Here is a 20648-nt window from a genome sequence, read left to right as displayed (position 1 = left end):
CTGTATACCGCTGCCTATGGAGGCCGCCACGCAATGAGCGCCCTCTGGCTGGTATTGATCTGCCTGGGCGCCGGGGTGCTGGTCGCACGGCTCAAGCACCCTGAAGGGCTGTCCGCGTCGCTGAACTGGTGGATGCTGTATATCGCCCTGCCCTCGCTGGTGCTGGACCAGATCACCCGGTTGCAGTGGTCCGCCAGCATGCTGTTTCCGGCACTGGCCATGTGGGGCGTGTTTCTCGGTGCCTGGGCATTGCTTGCCGCGGTCGGTCGCTGGCGCGGCTGGAGCCGGGGCCAGATCGGTGCGCTGGTACTGACCTGCGGGTTGGGCAATACCGCCTTTGTCGGCTACCCATTGATCGAAGCACTGCGCGGCACTGAAGCCCTGGGCACTGCGGTAATCGCCGATCAGCTCGGCTCTTTTCTCGTGCTCTCTTCCCTGGGCGTGATCGTCGCCGCCCTGTACTCCGGCCAACATATCGCGCCGCGCCAGCTGGCCCGGCGCGTCTTGCTGTTCCCTGCGTTCATCGCGCTGATTGCTGCCTTCGCACTGCGCACTGTGGGTGGATTACCGGAACCCCTGAGCGAAGTCGCCGCCCGCCTGGGCTCCACCCTGACACCGCTGGCGCTGTTCTCAGTGGGCATGCAACTCAAACTGAAAATGCCGGGCAACGAAGCCGGCCCGATGGCCTGGGGCCTGGGCTGGAAGCTGCTGCTCGCACCGCTGTTGATCTGGGGAGTAGCGACAAGCCTGAATGTTACCGGCGACGCACTATCCATCGCTGTGTTACAAGGTGCCATGGCGCCCATGATCACCGCCGGCATTCTGGCCCAACAGCACGGGTTGGCACCGGGTTTGGCCAGTCGCATTGTCGGCATCGGCATCGTGGTGTCACTGATCAGCGTACCGCTGTTCAATCATTTTCTGCCGTAACGCATCAACAGGGTGAACATTAACAAGGAGCGTAACAATATGAAGGGAAGCACACCGCACGCGGGCAAACACTACGATGACCTGACACGCCGTATCTTCTTTCTGTGGATAGCCATCATGGTGGTGGCGCCACTGGCGATGGCAGGAGCCTTTTATCTTCTGTTCACCTTTCCGCCGACCACGCCGCCTGCCGAAAAGATTCTGCCCATCCCGCCTGTTCCAGGGTACACCGGGATGCTCGCACTTTTTGGCCTGTTTCTGCTGGGCACACGTCCGCTCACGACCCGGTTGCTGGCACCCGAACGCCTGAGTGCCATCAGGCTGCCGACGCCCGCTGCTCGAATGACGACAAGGCAAGAGGTTGCGTTGCGCGTGCAGACAGGCACCATGATGCTGCTGGGCATTATCGATCTGCCCATCATCCTGGCCCTGTGTCTATCGTATCTGGATGCGGAAATCGGTTACGCACTGCTGGCCATCGGCTACGGCCTGCTTTCCACCGCCATGACCAGACCCGACCTGAGTGCGGTCGCAAGGCAACTGGAACAGCGGTTCGCCACCACCCGACGGGACGCCTCACCGGCATAACGACTCAAGTCCGGAGATTTATCGTGCCAGCGTCACCGAGCCCGCAACCGCATCAAGGCGTCCGCAATATGAGACATCGCCTGATCAATCTCTTCAGCGGTGGTATAGCGCCCGACAGAAAAGCGCAGTGACGCGTGGGCCAGGGCATCGCTGACGCCCATGGCACGCAGCACGTAGGAGGGCTCAAGGGAGGCTGACGTGCACGCCGAGCCGGTGGAGACGGCGATGTCCGGCAGTGCGGTCAACAACAGCTCGCCGTCCAGGCCCTCGAAGGCCACGTTCAGGTGGCCGGGCAGCCGCGCCTCGGGGTGGCCGTTCAGGTGTACGCCGCCCAGCGCCTGCAAGCCTGCCCAAAGTTGATCGCGTAAAGCGCGAATCCGGGCGTTGTCGCTGTCCATCCTCTCGCCGGCCACTGCGCAGGCGGCGCCAAATCCCGCCAGCTGGTGTGTGGCCAGTGTGCCGGAGCGCATGCCGCGCTCGTGGCCGCCGCCGTGTATCTGCGCCTCGAGCACCACACCCGGTGCGCGGCGTACGTAGAGCGCGCCCACGCCCTTGGGCCCATACAGTTTGTGAGCCGAAAACGACATCAGATCAACGGGCAGTTCAGTCAGATCTATCGGCAACTTGCCCAGGGTCTGGGCGGCGTCCACATGCACCAGAATCCCTTCGCCACGGGCCCGCCCGGCACTCGCCTCCCGGCAGACCTGGCCCAGTGCCGCGATGTCATGAATGACACCGGTTTCATTGTTGGCATGCATGCATGACACCAGAGTGGTGTCCTCACGCAGGGCGTCTCGCAGGGCGGCGGGATCGAGCCGCCCGTCCGCCGATGGCGTGAGCAGTGTGACCTCGAAGCCCTGACGCGCCAGCCAGGCCAGGGTATCCAGCACCGCCTTGTGCTCTGTGGCCACCGAGATGATATGCCGCCCCAGCTTGCTGCGGGCCTGCGCCGCGCCTTTCAATGCCAGGTTATTGGCTTCGGTGGCGCCACTGGTCCAGACGATTTCGCGGGGGTCGGCGTGTATCAGGTCGGCCACCTGGCGGCGCGCTGTCTCGACGGCGTCTTCAGCTTGCCAGCCATACAGGTGGGAACGGGAAGCGGGATTGGCAAACAGGCCATCCTGGCCCAGGCAGCCGATCATGACGTCAATGACGGCGGGGTCCACCGGGGTGGTGGCAGCGTAATCCAGATAAACAGGCTTCATGAGGGCGTTTCAGTTAATGGCGCTTCAATTGATAGCTCTTTAATTAATAATACTGAGCGGTACGCGTTCCTGGTCCTGCTGGCGCTGTCGGCGTTTCTGGCGCTCGGCCACCTGACGCACGTCAGCGCGGTCCACCAGATCCCCCAGGGAGATGCCGTCGAGGAAGTTGTGCAATTGGTCAGACAGGTCGCACCAGAGGTAGTGCGTCAGGCAGGTCTCGCCGTCCTGGCAGTCCCCCAGCCCGGCGCAGCGGGTGGCATCCACAGACTCGTCAACGGCGTCGATGACACTGGCAACACTGATGGAGGCGCTCTCTGCGCTCAACTGATAACCACCGCCGGGACCGCGCACGCTGGACACCAGTTCGCGCCGGCGCAACTTGGCAAACAGCTGCTCCAGGTAGGAAATGGAAATGCCCTGCCGCTCGGATATATCGGCCAGCGACACCGGGCCGCTTCTGGCGTGTAGTGCCAGATCCAGCATGGCCGTGACCGCATAACGGCCCTTGGTAGTGAGTCGCATCACCGCACCTCAGACATCATTGACCCAAGGAGGTTACTAATCCCGAGTATTTTGGTCAAGTATTACGCTCAGGGCTCAAGTTTCACGCTCAGGGCTGCGGCTTGCCATCCGGCGACGCGGCACGGGCCTTGCTGGCCACCGGTTCGGCGGCGGGCTCGTGGGCCATGTCCGGCCCGGCATCTGCCCCGTCAACGGCATCGAAATCGGCGTCGTTCAGCTCCGGCAGCTTCTCGTCGCAGCCACGGATACCCTGTTCCCGCAAGGCGCCGCACATGCGGTCGATCTTGGTGTCCACGGCATGCATGTGATCCAGCAGGCTGCGGATCGCCTGGGCCACCGGGTCCGGCATGTCGTTGGTGACGCCATAGGCCTCAAACCCGATCTTCTTCGCCATCTCTTCGCGCTGCTTCTCCGCAGGCGATGTGGCCTTGGCAACAATCCGGCCCGGAATACCCACAACGGTTGCCCCTGCGGGCACTTCCTTGGTGACCACAGAATTGGAGCCGATACGCGCCCCCTTGCCCACCAGGATCGGGCCCAGCACCTTGGCGCCGGCACCCACCACCACACCGTCTTCCAGGGTCGGGTGGCGTTTCCCCTTGTTCCAGCTGGTACCGCCCAGTGTGACGCTGTGATAGAGCGTGACATCATCCCCCACCTCGGCGGTCTCGCCGATCACCACGCCCATGCCGTGGTCGATGAAGAAACGGCGGCCGATGCGTGCGCCCGGATGAATCTCGATACCGGTGGCCCAGCGGCTGAAGGTGGAAATCAGGCGCGCCAGCAGTTTCATGCCATGCTGCCAGCACCAGTGCGCCAGTCGATGGAACAGCAGTGCGTGCAGGCCGGGGTACGTCAGCAGCACTTCCAGGCTGTTGCGGGCCGCCGGGTCACGGTCGAATACCGAGCGAATGTCTTCGCGAATACCGTTGAACATACAGGCTCCTTCAGCCCTTCTCGCTGCGCGGGTCATTCGGTGCGCGCCCGGACTTTTTTGCCTGGCTCATCTTTTCCAGGCTCACCAGCACACCGCGCAGGGTGCTGATCTCCATCTTGTCGGGGCGGGCGCGCATGAACAGTCGCCGCAATCGTGTCATCACCTGAGCCGGGTTATCGGGGTCCAGGAAACCGCTTTCAATGATCAGCCGTTCCATATGACGGAGAAAGTGCTCCATCTCGGCGTTATCCGCCGGCGGCGCATCCCACTCCATCGGCGGCAGGTCCAGCTGGTGGCTGCGCGCACGGCGCGGTGGCAGATCGGCGTCCGGGTCCCCCACCAGCGCCAGGCGTAGTTCATAGGCAATCAGCTGCACAGCCGACGCCACATTGAGCACACCATAGTCCGGGTTTGCCGGGATCGCCACATGGTAATGGCAACGCTGCAGCTCCTCGTTGGTCAGCCCCCGGTCCTCGCGGCCGAACATGATGGCTACCTGTTCACCGGCATCCGCGCGCGCTGCCACCAGTTCACCCAGCTGCCGGGGCGACAGGCACGGCCAGGGAATGCGGCGCTGGCGCGCACTGGTGCCAATCACCAGGGTCGCACCCGCCAAGGCCTCGTCCAGGTCTGCACAGACCCGGGCATTCGCCAGGATATCCGCTGAGCCGCTGGCCCGGGCGGTCGCTTCCACATTGGGAAACTGCTGTGGCTGCACCAGACGCAAGTCCGCCAGGCCCATGGTTTTCATGGCCCGGGCAGCGGCGCCGATATTGCCCGGATGGGAGGTTTCCACCATGACAATGCGGAAGGTCTCAAGCATGTGCGCGTTACTCAATTCGGCAGAGGGATCGGGAAAACCGCAAGTCTATCAGATGCCGGCGCGCTGTGACCCGCACAGGCGCTGCCGGGCACTGCCAATCCGGGCAGCTTCTGGTACACTGCGCCTCTCCCACGTTCTTTAAAAGATGCCCAACGCCTATGCTCGCCCCGCAAGTGAATATCGCCCTGCGCGCCGCCCGTCAGGCCGGCCAGCTGATCCGCCGCGCCGCTGACGATGTGCAGCATCTCAAGGTGGAGAAGAAAGGCCTCAATGACTATGTCAGCGAAGTCGACCGTGCCGCCGAAGCGCGCATCATTGATGTGCTGCAAAAGGCCTATCCCACCTATGGCGTCCTCGCGGAAGAGTCCGGGGAAATCAAGGGCAAGGGCGACGACGCCCGCTGGCAGTGGATCATTGATCCACTGGACGGCACTACCAACTTCCTGCACGGTTTTCCGCAATTTGCGGTATCCATCGCACTTGCCTGCGACGGCAAGATCGAGCATGGCGTCATCTTTGATCCGGTACGCGAAGAAGAATTTACCGCCAGCCGTGGCCGTGGCGCGGCCCTCAACGGCCGCCGCCTGCGTGTGGCACCGCGCCCGACACTGGATGGCGCCCTGATCGGCACCGGCTTCCCGTTCCGCAAGAACCAGGCCCAGCATGTCGAGGCCTACATGGGCATGTTGCAGGACATCATGGCCGAGACTGCCGGGGTGCGCCGGGCCGGTTCCGCCGCCCTGGATCTGGCCTGGGTGGCTGCCGGACGCATGGACGGCTTCTGGGAAATCGGCCTGCAGGAATGGGATATGGCGGCAGGCTGCCTGCTGATTACCGAAGCGGGCGGCCTGGTGGGCGACCTCACCGGCGGCCACCAGCATCTGCGCAGTGGCAATATCGTCGGTGGCAACCCGAAGATCTTCAAGGCACTGCTGCAGAAGCTTCAGCCCCACCTGACCGATGCCCTCAAACGCTGAGCCACCGCGTCATCCTGTCACCGCTGCGGGCAGCCCTGCCTGCCCGTTATGCGGACATCCGGCTCCGACGCTGCTCGCCAGCGCGGAGCTTTGCGGTCAACCCCGCGACTATTTCCGCTGCCCCGGTTGCCGCCTGACCTTTCTCGACCCCACCGCACTGCCGAGCAAGGCAGAAGAAAAAGCCCAGTACGATCTGCACCGTAACGATCCGGCGGACGACGGTTACCGGCAGTTTCTGAGCCGCCTGACCGGCCCGTTGATGGCGAGCTTGCGCGAGCATTTTCCCGACGGCGCCAGCGGTCTGGATTTCGGCTGCGGGCCTGGCCCCACCCTGTCCAGCATGCTGCGGGAAAAAGGCTTCAGCATGCAGGACTATGATCCGGTCTATGCACCCGACCCGCAGGCGCTGGCACAGCACTATGACTTCATTACCTGCACCGAAGTCGTTGAGCACTTCCATGCGCCCGGTGACGCGTTCGCCCTGCTTGATTCACTGCTGCGCCCCGGTGGCATTCTGGCCATCATGACCAGCTGGCTGATGAACGATGCCAATTTCATCCATTGGCATTATCGCCGCGACCCGACCCATGTGTGCTTCTACAAGCCCGCCACCTTCCAGTGGCTGGCAGACCGGTATGGCTACGCATTGATGCTGCCGGATACCAATATCACCCTGCTGCGGAAACACCTTCAGACCTCCGGCAGTTGATTGAATCACAAGCCCTCTGTCAAAAGCCGTCTGAGTCACGAAACAGCGCCTGATCATTCATGAAAGGGACATCTTCTGCCACATGGCAAGCCATACATGCGCTGCGCGCGTCCATAAACGCCTCGCGCACTGCTGCACCATTCGCACCTTCATTCTCCTTTGCTTCTTTCAATGCGTTGGCAAGCGCGTTCCAGGGCCCTTCGAGAAAAAGTGCATCGGCGTTTGCCTGACGAGCCGGGCGCTTGGTGTAGCCGTTACGAATAGCGGAACGAATTTTCTGCCAATGATAATCCGCCAGCGCATGATTCCCCTCAGCAATGGCAGCATGGACAACGTCATAACGATGGCCTGTCTCCCACATGGCTGAGGAAAACCCGCCCAAATAGGACTCCAGCTGCTCGAAACGGGCCGCATGACTCTCTTTCTCCAGCAGCCAGCCTTCTCCCAGAACGCCGTTATGCATGTCATTACCTGTGTCGTTACGTGTGTCGTCGCCACACCCGAGCAGAAGAAGCACCGTAACCAGTCCTGTCACCGCATTACATTTCTGCATGATTCACTCTCCCGAAAGTGTAGACATAGTGCGCACAGCATACCTGTAACGCGCAAGCCCCGCAGTTCAGCCGACCCGGATCTCCGCAGGCATTCCCGAAGAGAAACATACTTCGTGGCCCAAACACTCCAGCGCCCGGAAAGTTCCCCTGCGTGATCCTGGCATACTGATCGGTGCGCTGATGGGTGCACCGGGGTGCACTGACAGCAACGCTGACAACAGACGAAGGTCTTTCCAGTTCAAAGCATCATGCTGCCGCAGACCAACTTAAACGTCCGTTTGTTTGTGTACGGCACTTTTTCTCTGCTAGGTTGAAGGGAGGTCGAACCCGCACAACGGAGACAGACGATGACATCCGAGACGTTCCTCAGCCAACTCAGCGACCGCGACCTGTTCCGCCAGCAGTGCTTTATTGCAGGCCATTGGTGCGATGCAGACAGCGGCGCCACCCTGGCCGTGGACAATCCCGCCACCGGGCAACAGATCGGCAGCGTGCCCCGAATGGGTGCAGCCGAAACCGAGAAGGCCATTGCTGCGGCCAATGAGGCCTTGCCCGACTGGCGCAGCAAGACAGCGGCCGAACGCGCAGCGGTACTGTATCGCTGGTACGAAGCATTGATGGCACACCAGGATGATCTGGGTCACATCATGACGCTGGAGCAGGGCAAGCCGCTGGCCGAGGCCAAGGGCGAGATTGCCTATGCGGCCTCTTTCCTGTTGTGGTTCGCCGAGGAAGCACGGCGCGCCTACGGTGATACGATTCCCGCGCCGAAGGCCGGGCAGCGCATTCTCGTCATCAAACAGCCGGTGGGCGTCAGCGCCGCCATTACACCGTGGAATTTCCCGGCCTCCATGATCACTCGCAAGGCCGGCGCAGCACTGGCCGCCGGTTGCACCATGGTGGTCAAGCCGGCCTCTGCCACGCCCTACTCTGCCCTGGCCATGGCCGAACTAGCGAAACGGGCTGGTGTGCCCGACGGTGTGCTCAATGTGATCACCGGCAGCGCCACGGCCATCGCCGACACCCTGACGGCCAGCCCGATCGTGCGCAAGATCAGCTTCACCGGCTCCACCGAAGTCGGCCGCACATTGATGGCCAATGCCGCACAACATATCCAGAAAGTGTCCCTGGAACTGGGCGGCAACGCGCCTTTCATCGTCTTTGACGATGCGGATCTGGACAAGGCCGTGGAAGGTGCCATGGGTTCCAAGTTCCGCAACACCGGCCAGACCTGTGTGTGCGTCAACCGCTTTCTGGTGCAGGACAGTGTGCACGATGCCTTTGTGGAAAAGCTGCGCGTTGCCATGGGCACGTTGAAAGTGGGCGACGGTTTTGCAGAGGGCATCAATCAATCGGCGTTGATCAATCCTGCCGCCGCGGACAAGGTGCATGCGCACATCGAGGATGCATTACAGCGTGGCGCCACCTGCATCAGCGGCGGCGAACGGCACCCGGACGGCGGTGCGTTCGTGACGCCGACACTGATCACCGGCGTAACGCCGGACATGCAGCTGTGCCAGGAAGAAACCTTCGGCCCGCTGGCCGCGATCATGCGTTTCAGTACGGAAGATGAAGCCGTTCGTGAAGCCAACAATACCCCCTTCGGGCTCGCCGCTTATTTTTACAGCCGCGACATTCATCGCTGCTGGCGCGTGGGCGAAGCGCTGGAAGCCGGCATGGTCGGCATCAACGAAGGCATGATTTCCAACGCGGCCGCACCCTTCGGCGGCGTCAAGGAATCCGGCCTGGGCCGCGAGGGCTCCAAGTACGGTCTGAATGAATTCATGGAAGCCAAATACCTGTGCATGGGAGGCGGCTGATGGCCGTCGTCAGCACTGGCACAGCGCGCAACACCTGGCGCATTGCCTTGCTGCCCGGTGACGGCATCGGCGTGGAGGTCAGTGATGCGGCAGAGGCCGTGCTCACGGTATTGCGCGAACGTTCGTCTCTGCCACTTGCATGGCAGCGGCTGCCCTGGCCCAGCACTGCCTGGCATCAGGCCCACGGCGCAATGATGCCGGACGATGCACTGACGCAGTTGCGGGAATTCGACACACTGCTGCTGGGTGCACTGGGTGATCCGGGTCCGAGCCGCGACAAGCAGCGCTACCAGCTACCGGATGGCATTTCGCTGTCGCCGCTACTGGCGCTGCGCAAGGGGTTTGATCTGTGGGCCTGCGAAAGGCCCGCCATTTGCTATCCCGGCGCCACGCGCTACCTCGCTGATCCGCGTGCCGCCGATGTGGACATGCTGGTGATCCGCGAGAACAGCGAAGGCGAGTACGTCAATCAGGGTGGTCGCCTGCGACAGGGCAGCACGCAGGAAATCGCCACGCAACTGGAAGTGTTTTCATACCACGCTACGGAGCGCGTCATACGACACGCCTTCGAGCGCGCGCGGCAACGGCAGCAAAGCCGCGCGGCCGCCAACGCTCCACGCCATTACACCAATGCGGCGGGCGACACCGCCACTGCGCAGGTATGCCTGATCACCAAACGCAACGCCCAGCGCTACTGGGGCGAGCTGTATACCGATGTGTTTGCGCAGGTCGCCAGCGACTATCCCGATATCGGCACGCATCATGAGTTGGTGGACGCGGCCTGCATGAAGTTTGTGCAATGCCCGTGGCGTTTCGATGTCGTGGTCGCCAGCAACCTGCATGGCGATATTCTGACGGATCTCGCGGCGGTGCTCAGCGGCGGCATGGGCGTTGCGCCGTCCACCAACATCAATCCGCAGGACCGCAGCGTGCCACCGCTGTTCGAGCCGACCCACGGCAGTGCACCGGATATTGCGGGCCAGGATCTGGCCGATCCCCGTGCCATGCTGTTCAGCACCGCACTGATGCTGGACTGGATGGGCGAAGAAGATGCGGCGGCCAGCACGGCCGCCACGATGCTGCGTGACGCACTTTGCGCCGATCTGGCCGCCAACAGCACATCGCCGCGCGGCACACAACAGATCACCCGGGACATTATTCAGCGCCTTTCTTCACCGCGATCCGCGAGGGACTGACACACATTCATTACGGAGGTCACCATGAGTCATCTGTCACCACTGCTGAAACAGTCCAGCGACATCTGCGCGGACCACGGTCGCGGCAGCTACCTTTATGACAGTCAGGGCAACAGCTGGCTCGATTTCACCTCAGGCATTGGCGTCACCGCCACCGGACATTGCCACCCCACCGTTGTCGAGGCGGTACGTGAGCAAGCCGGCAAGCTGGTGCATGGTCAATATACGACAGTGCGACATCCAGCGCTGTTGGACCTCACTGATCGGCTCTACGAGAAACTGCCCTCAGCGCTGGACGCCATCGCCCTGTTCAATTCAGGCAGCGAAGCAGTAGAGGCTTCCATCCGTCTGGCTCGTCATGCCACGGGGCGCGCCAACATCATCGCCTTCACCGGTGGCTTCCATGGCCGCACCAATGCGGCGGCCGCACTCACCACGTCCACCACCAAGGTACGTACCGGCTTTCATCCCCTGATGGCCGGCGTCTGCTTCAGCCCGTTTCCGCACACCTACCGGTACGGCTGGAGCGAAGAAGAGACCGTGGCGTTCTGTCTGCGTGAGCTTGATCACCTGCTCATGACCCAGTCTGCGCCCACGGATACCGCCGCCATGATCATCGAACCGGTGCAGGGCGAGTACGGATACTACCCCGCCACGGCGGCATTCATGCAGGGCCTGCGTGAGCGCTGCGAACGTTACGGCATTCTGCTTATCGCCGATGAAATTCAGGCGGGCTATGGCCGCACCGGCAAATTCTGGAGCCACAACCACTACGGTGTGGAACCGGACATGCTGCTCACCGCCAAGGGGCTCGCCAGTGGCTTCCCGCTCTCCGGCCTGGCCGCCAGCAGCGCACTGATGAGCAAAGGCCTGCCAGGCTCTCAGGGGGGCACCTATGGTGCCAATGCGGTGTCTTGCGCCGCCGCCCTGGCGACGCTGGATGTGATTGACCAGGAAAATCTGGTGGACAACGCGCACCAGCGCGGTCAATACATGCGTGAACAGCTCGCCGCACTGCAACAGCGCCACCAGTGCATTGATGACATTCGCGGCATGGGCCTGATGCTTGGCATGGAAATTGTAGATCAACAGAAAGCCCCCAACGGCGAGCATGCCGGCGCGTTGCTCAAGGCGGCGGAAGCAGAGGGCCTGCTGTTGTTGCGCTGCGGCATCCACGGCCAGGTTGTACGCTGGTTGCCGGCGCTGACCGTCACCGACAACGAAATCGACGACGCAGTGCAGGCATTCGAACGTGCACTGACCGCAACAGGAGCCTGACCCATGGCAAAACCGGTGATTGCCGTACTCACCGCAGAAGACGAAGACATGCTGCCAGGCCTGGAGGTTGGCGATACCGCGACGCTGTTGCATGTGCGTGATGCCACAGCACTGCGTGACGCGCTCCAGCGCGCAGACATCCTGGTGGTCACGGATTTTCGCACCGGCATGCTGGAAGACTGCTGGCCTGAAAACAGCCCGGTGCGCTGGGTGCATGCCACCAGCGCGGGCGTTGATGCACTGATGATTCCGCCACTGAAGAGTAGCGACATCATCATTACCAATGCCCGCGGCGTGTTTGATCGCGGTATTGCGGAGTACGTACTCGGCGCAGTGCTGTTATTTGCAAAAGACACGCTGGAGAACCTGCGCCTGCAACGGGCACGCCAATGGCAGCACCGGGAAACTGCGCTGATTCGTGATGCCCGCGCGCTGGTCGTTGGCGCCGGCAGCATCGGCCGCGAAGTCGCCCATATGCTACGCGCGGTGGGCATGCAGGTCACCGGCACGGCACGCAGCGCCAGGGAGGACCCGGCGTTCGACAAGGTCTGTGCCAGCGAGCAGCTGCCGACCTTACTGCCCGGCGCCGATTACATCGTCATCACGGCACCGCTGACGGCGGACACACAGGGACTGTTTGATGCCGGCATGCTGGCGCGCTGCAAGACCGGCGCTGTGCTGATCAATGTCGGCCGCGGTCCGATTGTGCGCAGTGACGCCTTGCTTGACGCACTCGACAACGGGCCGCTCGCTGGCGCGGCACTGGATGTATTCGAACAGGAGCCACTGCCGAAAGATCATCCGCTGTGGCAACACCCCAAGGTCATGATCTCCGCCCATATGGCCGGTGACTTTCATGGCTGGCGCCGCGCGCTGGCGGAACAGTTCCTGTCGAACCTGGCACGCTGGCAGCGCAATGAGGATTTGTTCAATCAGGTAGATATCTGATCCGGGTTTCGCATTCCGATATCCGACATCTGGAGATGTGGCAATGAAAAACGATCTGCTGAGTATGACCGCAACCACCATGCTGGAATACTTCCGCAGCGGCGCACTGTCGCCGGTGGAAGTCACCCGGGCCATGCTGCAACAGATCGAGCGGCTGGATCACCATACCAACGCCTGGTGCCTGGTGGATCCGGACACCACACTGGAATACGCCAGCGCCGCGGAAAAGCGCTACCGCGACGGCACTGCCAACGGCAAGGTCGACGGTGTGCCGGTGGCGGTGAAGGACGTCTTCCTCACACCGATGTGGCCGACGGTCAAGGGCTCACGTGTCATAGATCCGGAAAGCACACTGGGCAAGCGCTCGCCCTGTGTTGCGGCGCTGGAACGTAATGGCTACGTGCCACTGGGCAAGACCACCACACCCGAGTTCGGCTGGAAAGGCGTCACCGACAGCTTGCTCTGCGGTCACACCAACAACCCCTGGGACCCGACACTTACCGCCGGCGGCTCCAGTGGCGGCAGCGCGGCAGCCGTAGCATTGGGCATGGGCCCGCTGGCACTGGGCACCGATGCCGGCGGCTCTATTCGTATCCCCGCTGCCTTCTGCGGCATCACGGGCCTCAAGCCCACCTGTGGTGAAGTCCCGCACTGGCCGGCAAGCCCGTTCGGTAGTCTGGCGCATGCCGGGCCCATGACCTGGACGGTGGAAGATTGCGCGCTGATGATGAACGTGCTGACAGAGTACGATCCCCGCGACAGCCAGGCGGCACCTCGCCGTGACATCGACTATCTGGCGCAGTTGCACGACGGTGTCGCCGGCCTGCGCATTGCTTTCAGTCCATCACTGGGTTACGTGGATGTGCATCCCGACATTGAAAAAGCACTGCGCGACGCCGCCAGCGTATTTGAAACACTGGGTGCCACGGTGGTCGAGGTAGACCCGAGCTTCAGCGATCCGCTGTCGGCGTTCGGCCATCTGTTTTACGGCGGCGCAGCCAATGCCATGCGCGATCTTGGTCCGCGCAAGCGCGCATTGATGGACCCGAATCTGGTCAGCGTTGCGGAAAAAGCCGGGCAGCTTTCCATGCTGGATTATCTGGGTGCGGTGAACGAGCGCATGGCGCTGAGTGAACGCATGGCCGTGTTCCACACACGCTATGACCTGCTGCTGACACCCACCTTGCCCATCACGGCATTCGATACCAATCGTGAAGTGCCCAAAGACTGGCCCAGCACCCGCTGGCCGACCTGGACGCCCTTCACCTATCCCTTCAATCTCACCGGCCAGCCAGCCTTGTCCGTGCCCTGCGGGCTGAGTGGCGGCTTGCCCATCGGCTTGCAGATCGTCGGGCGACGCTTCGACGATGCGCTGGTGTTACGCGCCGGCCAGGCCTGGCAGCAGGCGCGCCCGGATACCTTGCAACGACCACCGTTATTTCTGGATGCCAGCGCTGACGTCAATGCAGGAGGTGCCGCATGAGCAAGGCCGATCTCGACTTCTATGAATCCGAAGACCCGATATGGAATCCGGCGCTACTGACGATTCCGGTGCCGGGCATTCGTCGCATGGTGAACCTGGCAGCAGATCTTGATGACGTGATCCATCTGTCCATTGGTCAGCCGGACATGTCAGCCCCACGGCATGTGGTAGATGCCGCCGTGGACGCCCTTCAGGCTGGTCAAACCGGCTATACCATGGACGCCGGTTTGCCCGAGCTGCTGGAGGCGCTGTCGGATTATTACAGCCAACGCTACCAGCGCCCGCTGTCGCCGGAAAATATTCTCATCACCACCGGCGCCACGGAGGCCATCTATCTGGCGCTGACAGCGACCTCAGCACCAGGTCGGGAATTTATCGTGCCCGATCCTTCCTTCATGCTTTACGCGCCATTGATTCGCATGAACGGCGGCATCGTCAAAAGCATTCCCACGCGAGCGGAGAACAATCACCAGCTGGACCCGCAGGAAGTCATCGACGCCATCGACATGAATACCTATGCGATTGTGCTGAACTCGCCCAGCAATCCCACAGGCACGATTTATCCTCGCGAAACGGTGGAGGCCATCGTCAAGGAAGCCGCCTATCGCGGCGTTTACGTCATCAGCGACGAAGTCTATGACCATCTGGTGTATGACGGGCGGGAATATCCCAGCGTGTTGTCCTGCTGCAGCGATCTCGACCATGTCATGGTGGTCTCGAGTTTCTCCAAGACCTTCAGCATGGCCGGTATGCGCATCGGCTGGATGATTGCGAGCCAGGGCGCCATTCGCAAGCTGCGCCGCTATCACATGTTCACGACCACGGTGGCCAACACGCCCTGCCAATGGGCCGGCGTGGCCGCATTGAAAGGCCCGCGGGATTTCGTCGATGGCATGCTGGTCGAATATACACGGCGCCGGGATCGGCTGGTGGAGCTGGTGAACGAGACACCCCATCTGACCGGTTATACACCGGAGGGTGCGTTCTATCTGTTCCCGTCGCTGCCGGAAGGCATCGACGGTGATAACGTGGCATTGCGGATGCTCAAGGAGACCCGCGTCTGCACTATCGCCGGGAACACATTCGGCGATAGTTGCAGCAACGCCCTGCGGATCAGCTACTCCACGTCACTGGAGAATATCGAGCGGGCCTTCGAGCGCATTATCCCCTGGATGAAAAAGCAGGACTTCTGACCGATCAGGGCATCTCGTCCAGTTCTTCCTGCTGCGGCACCAGGAAATCTTCCTTGTGCACATTCATCAGCATCAGCACATTGCTGGCCACATAGATCGAGGAATAGGTCCCGACCACGACACCCGCCATCAAGGCCATGGAAAAGCCACGCATGATTTCGCCACCAAAGAGGTACAGGGCGACAAGCACCAGCAAGGTCGTCAAGGAAGTGATCACGGTACGGCTCAGGGTGCGGTTGAGCGCCTGATTGATGATATCCGTGGGGTCCGTCATGCGGGAATTGCGGAAGTCATCGCGTATGTGGTCAGCAACCACAATGGAGTCATTCAGCGAGTAACCGATCAGCGCCAGTACCGCAGCCAGCACGGTAAGGTCGAAGGACCACTGGAACAATGCGAACAGACCCAGCACCACAATGACGTCGTGCAACAGCGCGGCAACCGTAGCAACGCCAAACTTGTTGGTAAAACGGAACCACACGTACAGCAGCATCAGCCCCATGGCCATGAGCATGGCAAGCCCGGACTGGTCACGCAGCTCGTCACCCACCTGCGGGCCAACGAATTCCACCCGGCGCAGATCCAGATCCGGCACCACACCACCGATCAGCTCGAACACCTCCAGACCTGCCTGGTCCGGCTCATCCGATTCACCCGGCGGAATTCTTACCATCACATCCCGGGACGAACCAAAGTGCTGCACCACCGCCGCATCGTAACCGCCTTCACTGAGCGCCTCACGCACAACCGACAGGGAGATATCCTCCGGCGCACCGACTTCCACCACCGTACCGCCAGTGAAATCCAGACCGAAATTCAGCCCCTTGGTGGCCAGCAGGAAAATCGACGCCAGCACCAGAACGATGGAGAGAATGCCGAGCGGCTTTGCCACGCGCATGAAGTTGACGTTGGTTTCAGGAGTCGCAATGGCCATAACTAGATACTCAATGCTGTTGGGGCGCGTTGCCGGCCACCATAAATAAGGTCAACCATGGCGCGCGTCCCGACGATGGCGGTGAACATGGAGCTGACGATGCCAATGAACAGTGTCACAGCAAAGCCTTGCACCGAACCTGTGCCGGCGGCAAACAGGATCACGGCAACAATCAGGGTGGTGATGTTGGCATCCAGAATAGTCTGGAAGGCGCGACCATAACCGGCTTCGATAGCCTGAAGCGGCGGCAGGTTGTTCCACTTCATTTCCTGACGGATACGCTCGAAGATCAGCACGTTGGCATCCACTGCCATACCCACCGTCAACACGATACCGGCAATACCGGGCAGGGTCAGGGTGGCGCCAGGGATCATCGACATGACACCCACCAGAATAACCAGGTTACCGACCAGCGCGATGTTGGCGATCACGCCAAAGACCTTGTAGCGCAGCACCATGAAGACCAGTACCAGTGCCAGGCCCAGCATCATCGAGTTCAGGCCAGCCTTGATGTTGTCGGCCCCCAGGCTCGGCCCCACGGAGCGCTCTTCCGCAATATAGATTGGCGCCGCCAGCCCACCGGCACGCAGCAGCAGAGCGAGTTCGCCCGCTTCTGCCGGGCTGTCCAGGCCAGTGATACGGAAACGGCTGCCCAGCGTATCGCGAATGTTGGCCACGTTGATGACGTAGGCCTCGCGCGTCGTTGTGGCCCGCTGCTCGCGCTCACCGTCTTCATTGGTGATGTGCTCGATATCCGTGCGCGTCTCGATAAACAGCACGCCCATCGGCTTGTTGATGTTGCGCGACGTTACCCGCTGCATGTTGCGCGCACCGGCCGAGTTGAGAGAAATGTTGACCTCGGGCTGCCCGTTCTCATCAAAGCCCATGGTGGCGTTGGTGACCTGGTCACCGGTGACGATGTTCTGGCGACGCAGAATGACAGGGTTTCTGTCGTCCCGTTTGAAGGGGTAGATCTCCGTGCCTGGCGGCGCGATACCCGAGGCTGCACGACGCGGATCAACGTCATCAGCGACCAGTCTGAATTCCAGCGTCGCAGTACGCCCCAGAATACGACGGGCCTGGCTGGCGTCCTGCACGCCGGGCAGCTGCACCACGATGCGGTCAGCCCCCTGGCGCTGCACGACCGGCTCGGCCACACCGAGCTCATTGACCCGGTTATTCAGGGCGGTGCGGTTCTGGTCCACCGCGTAGTCCTGGATCTTGGCAATTTCCTCATTGCTGAGATTCAGCACCAGCGCGTTATTGTCGTTGTCACGGCTGATGTTGAACCCGCGGAACTGGTCACGCACCCGGGAGTTGGCAGCATCCAGATCGGCACTGCTATCAAAGCGCGCCGTGATGGTCTGGCCTTCATGGGTGACGTCGCGGTAACGAATATTCTCATCCCGCAGCAACAGGCGCATTTCACTGACCCAGGACTCCAGACGCTGCTCGATGGCCGTGTCCATATCCACTTGCAGCAGGAAGTGCACGCCACCACGCAAATCCAGCCCCAGATTCATGGGGCTGGCATTGATGCGACGCAGCCAGTCCGGTGTGGTCGGCGCCAGATTCTGGGCGACAACATAGTCACGCCCCAGCGTACGCTGGGCCAGCTCGCGAGCGCGCTGCTGGGCTTCGCTGTCGCTGAGCGGCAGCAGCCAGGATGTCCCCACGCGTTCCGCGTCGCTGTAGACGATACCGGCGTCATCCAGGGCGCTGCGCAGCCGCGACATGGCCCGCTCATCGACCTCACCCCCGGCCTGGGCGCTGGTAATCTGAATGGCCGGCGCATCCGGGTACAGGTTGGGCATGGCATACAGGCCGCAAACGGCCAGCACAGCCACCAGCAGGAAAAACTTCCAGCGCGGGTAGCGGGTCATGAGACTCTCCGGCAGATCAGACTGACTTGATAGTGCCTTTCGGCAGGGTCGCCTGGACGGCATGTTTCTGAACCTTGATTTCCAGGTTCGGCGCAATCTCCATCACGACATAGTCGTCAGAGACCTTGTTGACCTTGCCCAGAATGCCGCCGCTGGTGACGACTTCGTCCCCTTTGGCCAGGGCAGAGACCAGTTCACGGTGCTCTTTGGCACGCTTGGTCTGCGGACGGATCAGGAAGAAATAGAACACCACCATCATGACAACGATGAAGATCAGCTCGAAGCCGCCGCCACCGCCGCCGCCCTCGGCCAACGCCGGAGAAGCCAGCGAGAGGCCCGCCATGGCCAGCAGGATACGGGTAGTCAGGCTGGTAGCGCGGACGCCATCACGGCCGGTCGAGGTCTTGGAACGCATGCGGTTACTCCGTTTCATCAAGGCTGAAGCGCGGGGGTTTGCTGGCCCCGCGCCGCGTAGAAGTCATCAATAAAGGCCGACAATGTACCCGCTTCAATAGCCCCTCGCAATCCGGCCATGAGTTGCTGGTAGTGGTGAAGGTTGTGAATCGTGCCCAGCTGCGCCCCCAGCATTTCCCCGCAACGGTCCAGATGATGCAGGTAGCTGCGGGAAAAATTGCGGCAGGTGTAACAATCGCAGGAGGCATCCAGCGGGCCCTGGTCATGGCGGTGCACCGCATTACGGATCTTGACCACGCCCTCGCGGGTGAACAGATGGCCGTTACGGGCGTTGCGGGTCGGCATGACGCAGTCGAACATGTCCACGCCACGGCGCACGGCCTCGACGATATCCTCCGGGCGCCCGACACCCATGAGGTACCGGGGGCGATCTGCGGGCATATGCGGGGTGACTTCCCCCAGAATGCGTAGCATTTCTGCCTGGGGCTCCCCCACGGACAGGCCGCCAATCGCGTACCCGTCGAAGCCGATATCCATCAGGCCCGCCAGCGACTCCCGCCGCAGGGCCGGATACATGCCGCCCTGAATGATGCCGAAACAGGCCGCATCATTGCCTTCATGGGCGGCCTTGCTGCGCTGTGCCCAGCGCAGGGACAGGGTCATCGAGTCCCGCGCCTGCTGTTCGGTGGCCGGGAACGGTGTGCACTCGTCAAAGATCATGCAGATGTCGCTGCCCAGGCTGCGCTGCACCTGCATGGCCTTCTCCGGCGACAGAAACACCTTGTCGCCATTCACCGGCGAACGAAAGGCCACGCCCTCTTCGGTGATCTTGCGCATTTCCCCCAGGCTGAACACCTGAAAGCCACCGGAGTCCGTCAGGATCGGCTTCGGCCACTGCATGAAGCCATGCAGGGATCCATGCGCCTCAATGATCTCTGTACCCGGCCGCAACATCAGGTGGAACGTATTGCCCAGACAGATTTCGGCGCCGGTTTCCAGCAGATCCCGGGGCAGCATCGCCTTGACCGTGCCGTAGGTGCCCACCGGCATGAAGGCGGGCGTCTCCACCGTGCCGCGCGGGAACGTCATACGGCCCCGGCGCGCCGGGCCATCATTGCCCAGCAGGTCGAATGACATGCGCGAGGCCGTTACTGAGGCCGTTGCTGAGGACATGACGCCTCCTCCCGGTTGTTGGCACGCTCGATGAACATGGCGTCTCCGTAGCTGAAGAAACGGTACTCCCGGGCCACAGCCTCGGCGTACGCGGCCAGCACCCTGTCACGCCCCGCAAAGGCACTGATCAGCATCAGCAGCGTCGAGCGTGGCAAGTGGAAGTTGGTGATCAGGGCATCCACACAGCGGAACTGGTAACCCGGATAGATAAAGATGTCGGTCTCGCCCTGCCCGGCCTGCGGCGTGTCGTCACCGGACAGGGCACAGGCCGCCTCCAGCGCACGCAGCGACGTGGTGCCGACGGCCACCACCCGGTTGCCCCGGGCGCGCGTCTCGGCCACTGCAGTCACCAGTGCCGGCGGCACCTCAAAGCGCTCGCTGTGCATGATGTGGTCCTCAACGGCATCCACCCGCACCGGCTGAAAGGTCCCGGCCCCGACATGCAGCGTCACGAACGCCTGGCGGACACCACGCTCGGACAGGGCCGCCAGCAAGGCTTCATCAAAATGCAGCCCGGCCGTCGGTGCGGCCACGGCCCCCGGATGGCGGGCATAGACCGTCTGGTAACGCTCCAGATCCTCGGCATCGTCAGGCCGATCAATATAAGGGGGCAGCGGCATATGGCCGATCTGAGTCAACGCCGTCAGGAGGTCCTCGCAACCACTGAACGCCAGTTCGAACAAATCGCCTTCGCGAGCCACCATGATGGCCTCAACCCCGGCGTCGAATAACAGCGAGCAGCCCGGTTTGGGCGCTTTGGACGCCCGCACATGCGCCAGCGCCCGATGGCTGTCGAGCAACCGCTCGATCAGCACCTCGACGCGCCCGCCGGTGTCTTTCTGGCCGAACAAACGCGCCGGAATCACCCGGGTGTCGTTGAACACCAACAGATCACCGGGCGCCAGCAACGCCAGCAGGTCCGGGAATTGCCGGTGAGACAGCCCTTCATGGGTCAGCGTGAGCAGCCGGGAACCGCGCCGCTCCGGGGTGGGACGCCGGGCAATCAACTGCTCCGGCAGGTCAAAATCGAAATCAGCAACACGCATCGTACTGTACCGGCACGAGCAAAAAGGGAGGCAAA

At 62.1% G+C, this 20648-nt stretch carries 20 protein-coding genes; 10 read left to right on the top strand and 10 right to left on the bottom strand.

Translation table 11 applies throughout. The features are described from left to right. Window positions 1-33: 33 nt before the first annotated feature. Together K8B33_RS10370 and K8B33_RS10365 are read left to right on the top strand one after the other, a co-directional pair. On the top strand, window positions 34-930 hold the full coding sequence (locus K8B33_RS10370; RefSeq protein ID WP_223426166.1) for an AEC family transporter: 897 nt from the start codon (window positions 34-36) through the stop codon (window positions 928-930). Between the two features lie 39 nt (window positions 931-969). Then, window positions 970-1518, top strand: a complete 549-nt coding sequence (locus K8B33_RS10365; protein WP_223426165.1) for a hypothetical protein — start codon at window positions 970-972, stop codon at window positions 1516-1518. A gap of 32 nt (window positions 1519-1550) precedes the next feature. Here the strand turns inward: K8B33_RS10365 and K8B33_RS10360 are convergent, their stop codons facing one another. The 4 genes from K8B33_RS10360 to trmJ all read right to left on the bottom strand — a co-directional run bounded on the left by K8B33_RS10360 (window position 1551) and on the right by trmJ (window position 5005). Next, window positions 1551-2723, bottom strand: a complete 1173-nt coding sequence (locus K8B33_RS10360) for an IscS subfamily cysteine desulfurase (protein WP_223426164.1) — start codon at window positions 2721-2723, stop codon at window positions 1551-1553. Window positions 2724-2762: 39 nt separating this feature from the next. Next, on the bottom strand, window positions 2763-3245 hold the full coding sequence (gene iscR, locus K8B33_RS10355) for a Fe-S cluster assembly transcriptional regulator IscR (RefSeq protein ID WP_223426163.1): 483 nt from the start codon (window positions 3243-3245) through the stop codon (window positions 2763-2765). An 88-nt stretch (window positions 3246-3333) separates the two neighbouring features. Continuing rightward, window positions 3334-4182, bottom strand: a complete 849-nt coding sequence (cysE, locus tag K8B33_RS10350; RefSeq protein WP_223426161.1) for a serine O-acetyltransferase — start codon at window positions 4180-4182, stop codon at window positions 3334-3336. A gap of 10 nt (window positions 4183-4192) precedes the next feature. After that, complete coding sequence (gene trmJ, locus K8B33_RS10345; protein ID WP_223426160.1) at window positions 4193-5005, bottom strand: tRNA (cytosine(32)/uridine(32)-2'-O)-methyltransferase TrmJ; 813 nt, start codon at window positions 5003-5005, stop codon at window positions 4193-4195. A 158-nt stretch (window positions 5006-5163) separates the two neighbouring features. Between trmJ and K8B33_RS10340 the strand changes: the two genes are divergently transcribed. Both K8B33_RS10340 and K8B33_RS10335 read left to right on the top strand, forming a co-directional pair. Then, on the top strand, window positions 5164-5982 hold the full coding sequence (locus K8B33_RS10340) for an inositol monophosphatase family protein (RefSeq protein ID WP_223426159.1): 819 nt from the start codon (window positions 5164-5166) through the stop codon (window positions 5980-5982). Beyond that, window positions 5966-6691, top strand: a complete 726-nt coding sequence (locus K8B33_RS10335; RefSeq protein ID WP_223426158.1) for a class I SAM-dependent methyltransferase — start codon at window positions 5966-5968, stop codon at window positions 6689-6691. Before K8B33_RS10340 ends, K8B33_RS10335 begins: the two co-directional genes overlap by 17 nt. A 19-nt stretch (window positions 6692-6710) precedes the next feature. Here the strand turns inward: K8B33_RS10335 and K8B33_RS10330 are convergent, their stop codons facing one another. After that, complete coding sequence (locus K8B33_RS10330) at window positions 6711-7244, bottom strand: hypothetical protein (protein ID WP_223426157.1); 534 nt, start codon at window positions 7242-7244, stop codon at window positions 6711-6713. Window positions 7245-7592: 348 nt separating this feature from the next. Here K8B33_RS10330 and K8B33_RS10325 point away from each other — a divergent pair, with 348 nt between their 5' ends. The 6 genes from K8B33_RS10325 to K8B33_RS10300 are packed head-to-tail and all read left to right on the top strand — an operon-like array spanning window position 7593 to window position 15163. Then, a complete protein-coding gene (locus tag K8B33_RS10325; RefSeq protein WP_223426155.1) occupies window positions 7593-9065 on the top strand; it encodes an NAD-dependent succinate-semialdehyde dehydrogenase in 1473 nt (490 codons plus the stop codon). After that, window positions 9065-10261, top strand: coding sequence for an isocitrate/isopropylmalate dehydrogenase family protein (locus tag K8B33_RS10320; RefSeq protein WP_223426152.1), 1197 nt, complete (start codon window positions 9065-9067; stop codon window positions 10259-10261). The genes K8B33_RS10325 and K8B33_RS10320 overlap by 1 nt, the downstream gene beginning before the upstream one ends. Before the next feature lie 24 nt (window positions 10262-10285). Further along, on the top strand, window positions 10286-11539 hold the full coding sequence (locus K8B33_RS10315; protein ID WP_223426150.1) for an aspartate aminotransferase family protein: 1254 nt from the start codon (window positions 10286-10288) through the stop codon (window positions 11537-11539). 3 nt (window positions 11540-11542) lie between these two features. Next, the gene (locus tag K8B33_RS10310) at window positions 11543-12487 is read left to right on the top strand and encodes a D-2-hydroxyacid dehydrogenase (RefSeq protein ID WP_223426148.1); all 945 of its coding nucleotides are present in this window, start codon (window positions 11543-11545) and stop codon (window positions 12485-12487) included. A 43-nt stretch (window positions 12488-12530) separates the two neighbouring features. Beyond that, window positions 12531-13970, top strand: a complete 1440-nt coding sequence (locus K8B33_RS10305; RefSeq protein ID WP_223426146.1) for an amidase — start codon at window positions 12531-12533, stop codon at window positions 13968-13970. Further along, the gene (locus K8B33_RS10300) at window positions 13967-15163 is read left to right on the top strand and encodes a pyridoxal phosphate-dependent aminotransferase (protein WP_223426144.1); all 1197 of its coding nucleotides are present in this window, start codon (window positions 13967-13969) and stop codon (window positions 15161-15163) included. The genes K8B33_RS10305 and K8B33_RS10300 overlap by 4 nt, the downstream gene beginning before the upstream one ends. A gap of 4 nt (window positions 15164-15167) precedes the next feature. Here K8B33_RS10300 and secF read toward each other — a convergent pair whose 3' ends face one another. From secF to queA, 5 genes are all read right to left on the bottom strand, one after another. Next, window positions 15168-16097, bottom strand: coding sequence for a protein translocase subunit SecF (gene secF, locus K8B33_RS10295; protein WP_223426142.1), 930 nt, complete (start codon window positions 16095-16097; stop codon window positions 15168-15170). Between the two features lie 2 nt (window positions 16098-16099). Next, window positions 16100-17980: a protein translocase subunit SecD gene (gene secD / locus K8B33_RS10290; protein ID WP_223426140.1), complete on the bottom strand. Its 1881-nt coding sequence runs from the start codon at window positions 17978-17980 to the stop codon at window positions 16100-16102. A gap of 16 nt (window positions 17981-17996) precedes the next feature. Further along, a complete protein-coding gene (gene yajC, locus K8B33_RS10285; RefSeq protein ID WP_223427104.1) occupies window positions 17997-18323 on the bottom strand; it encodes a preprotein translocase subunit YajC in 327 nt (108 codons plus the stop codon). A gap of 89 nt (window positions 18324-18412) precedes the next feature. Further along, the gene (gene tgt, locus K8B33_RS10280) at window positions 18413-19531 is read right to left on the bottom strand and encodes a tRNA guanosine(34) transglycosylase Tgt (RefSeq protein WP_263284649.1); all 1119 of its coding nucleotides are present in this window, start codon (window positions 19529-19531) and stop codon (window positions 18413-18415) included. An 11-nt stretch (window positions 19532-19542) separates the two neighbouring features. Next, on the bottom strand, window positions 19543-20613 hold the full coding sequence (gene queA / locus K8B33_RS10275) for a tRNA preQ1(34) S-adenosylmethionine ribosyltransferase-isomerase QueA (protein WP_223426135.1): 1071 nt from the start codon (window positions 20611-20613) through the stop codon (window positions 19543-19545). Between the last annotated feature and the right edge of the window lie 35 nt (window positions 20614-20648).

The organism is Alcanivorax limicola (assembly GCF_019931215.1).
In the GTDB taxonomy this organism is placed as follows: domain Bacteria; phylum Pseudomonadota; class Gammaproteobacteria; order Pseudomonadales; family Alcanivoracaceae; genus Isoalcanivorax; species Isoalcanivorax limicola.
Note: the sequence above shows the minus strand (reverse complement) of the source record. Positions and strands in the feature narration are given on the sequence as shown.

What these genes read in the sequence shown, in the direction of transcription:
- K8B33_RS10365 (WP_223426165.1), top strand. Translation starts at nt 970, where the DNA reads ATGAAGGGAAGCACACCGCACGCGGGCAAACACTACGATGACCTGACA.
- K8B33_RS10310 (WP_223426148.1), top strand. Translation starts at nt 11,543, where the DNA reads ATGGCAAAACCGGTGATTGCCGTACTCACCGCAGAAGACGAAGACATG.
- K8B33_RS10315 (WP_223426150.1), top strand. Translation starts at nt 10,286, where the DNA reads ATGAGTCATCTGTCACCACTGCTGAAACAGTCCAGCGACATCTGCGCG.
- cysE (WP_223426161.1), bottom strand. Translation starts at nt 4,182, where the DNA reads ATGTTCAACGGTATTCGCGAAGACATTCGCTCGGTATTCGACCGTGAC.
- K8B33_RS10330 (WP_223426157.1), bottom strand. Translation starts at nt 7,244, where the DNA reads ATGCAGAAATGTAATGCGGTGACAGGACTGGTTACGGTGCTTCTTCTG.
- K8B33_RS10300 (WP_223426144.1), top strand. Translation starts at nt 13,967, where the DNA reads ATGAGCAAGGCCGATCTCGACTTCTATGAATCCGAAGACCCGATATGG.
- K8B33_RS10370 (WP_223426166.1), top strand. Translation starts at nt 34, where the DNA reads ATGAGCGCCCTCTGGCTGGTATTGATCTGCCTGGGCGCCGGGGTGCTG.
- iscR (WP_223426163.1), bottom strand. Translation starts at nt 3,245, where the DNA reads ATGCGACTCACTACCAAGGGCCGTTATGCGGTCACGGCCATGCTGGAT.
- K8B33_RS10340 (WP_223426159.1), top strand. Translation starts at nt 5,164, where the DNA reads ATGCTCGCCCCGCAAGTGAATATCGCCCTGCGCGCCGCCCGTCAGGCC.
- K8B33_RS10325 (WP_223426155.1), top strand. Translation starts at nt 7,593, where the DNA reads ATGACATCCGAGACGTTCCTCAGCCAACTCAGCGACCGCGACCTGTTC.
- K8B33_RS10360 (WP_223426164.1), bottom strand. Translation starts at nt 2,723, where the DNA reads ATGAAGCCTGTTTATCTGGATTACGCTGCCACCACCCCGGTGGACCCC.
- yajC (WP_223427104.1), bottom strand. Translation starts at nt 18,323, where the DNA reads ATGGCGGGCCTCTCGCTGGCTTCTCCGGCGTTGGCCGAGGGCGGCGGC.
- queA (WP_223426135.1), bottom strand. Translation starts at nt 20,613, where the DNA reads ATGCGTGTTGCTGATTTCGATTTTGACCTGCCGGAGCAGTTGATTGCC.
- secF (WP_223426142.1), bottom strand. Translation starts at nt 16,097, where the DNA reads ATGGCCATTGCGACTCCTGAAACCAACGTCAACTTCATGCGCGTGGCA.
- K8B33_RS10305 (WP_223426146.1), top strand. Translation starts at nt 12,531, where the DNA reads ATGAAAAACGATCTGCTGAGTATGACCGCAACCACCATGCTGGAATAC.
- K8B33_RS10320 (WP_223426152.1), top strand. Translation starts at nt 9,065, where the DNA reads ATGGCCGTCGTCAGCACTGGCACAGCGCGCAACACCTGGCGCATTGCC.
- trmJ (WP_223426160.1), bottom strand. Translation starts at nt 5,005, where the DNA reads ATGCTTGAGACCTTCCGCATTGTCATGGTGGAAACCTCCCATCCGGGC.
- secD (WP_223426140.1), bottom strand. Translation starts at nt 17,980, where the DNA reads ATGACCCGCTACCCGCGCTGGAAGTTTTTCCTGCTGGTGGCTGTGCTG.
- tgt (WP_263284649.1), bottom strand. Translation starts at nt 19,531, where the DNA reads ATGTCATTCGACCTGCTGGGCAATGATGGCCCGGCGCGCCGGGGCCGT.
- K8B33_RS10335 (WP_223426158.1), top strand. Translation starts at nt 5,966, where the DNA reads ATGCCCTCAAACGCTGAGCCACCGCGTCATCCTGTCACCGCTGCGGGC.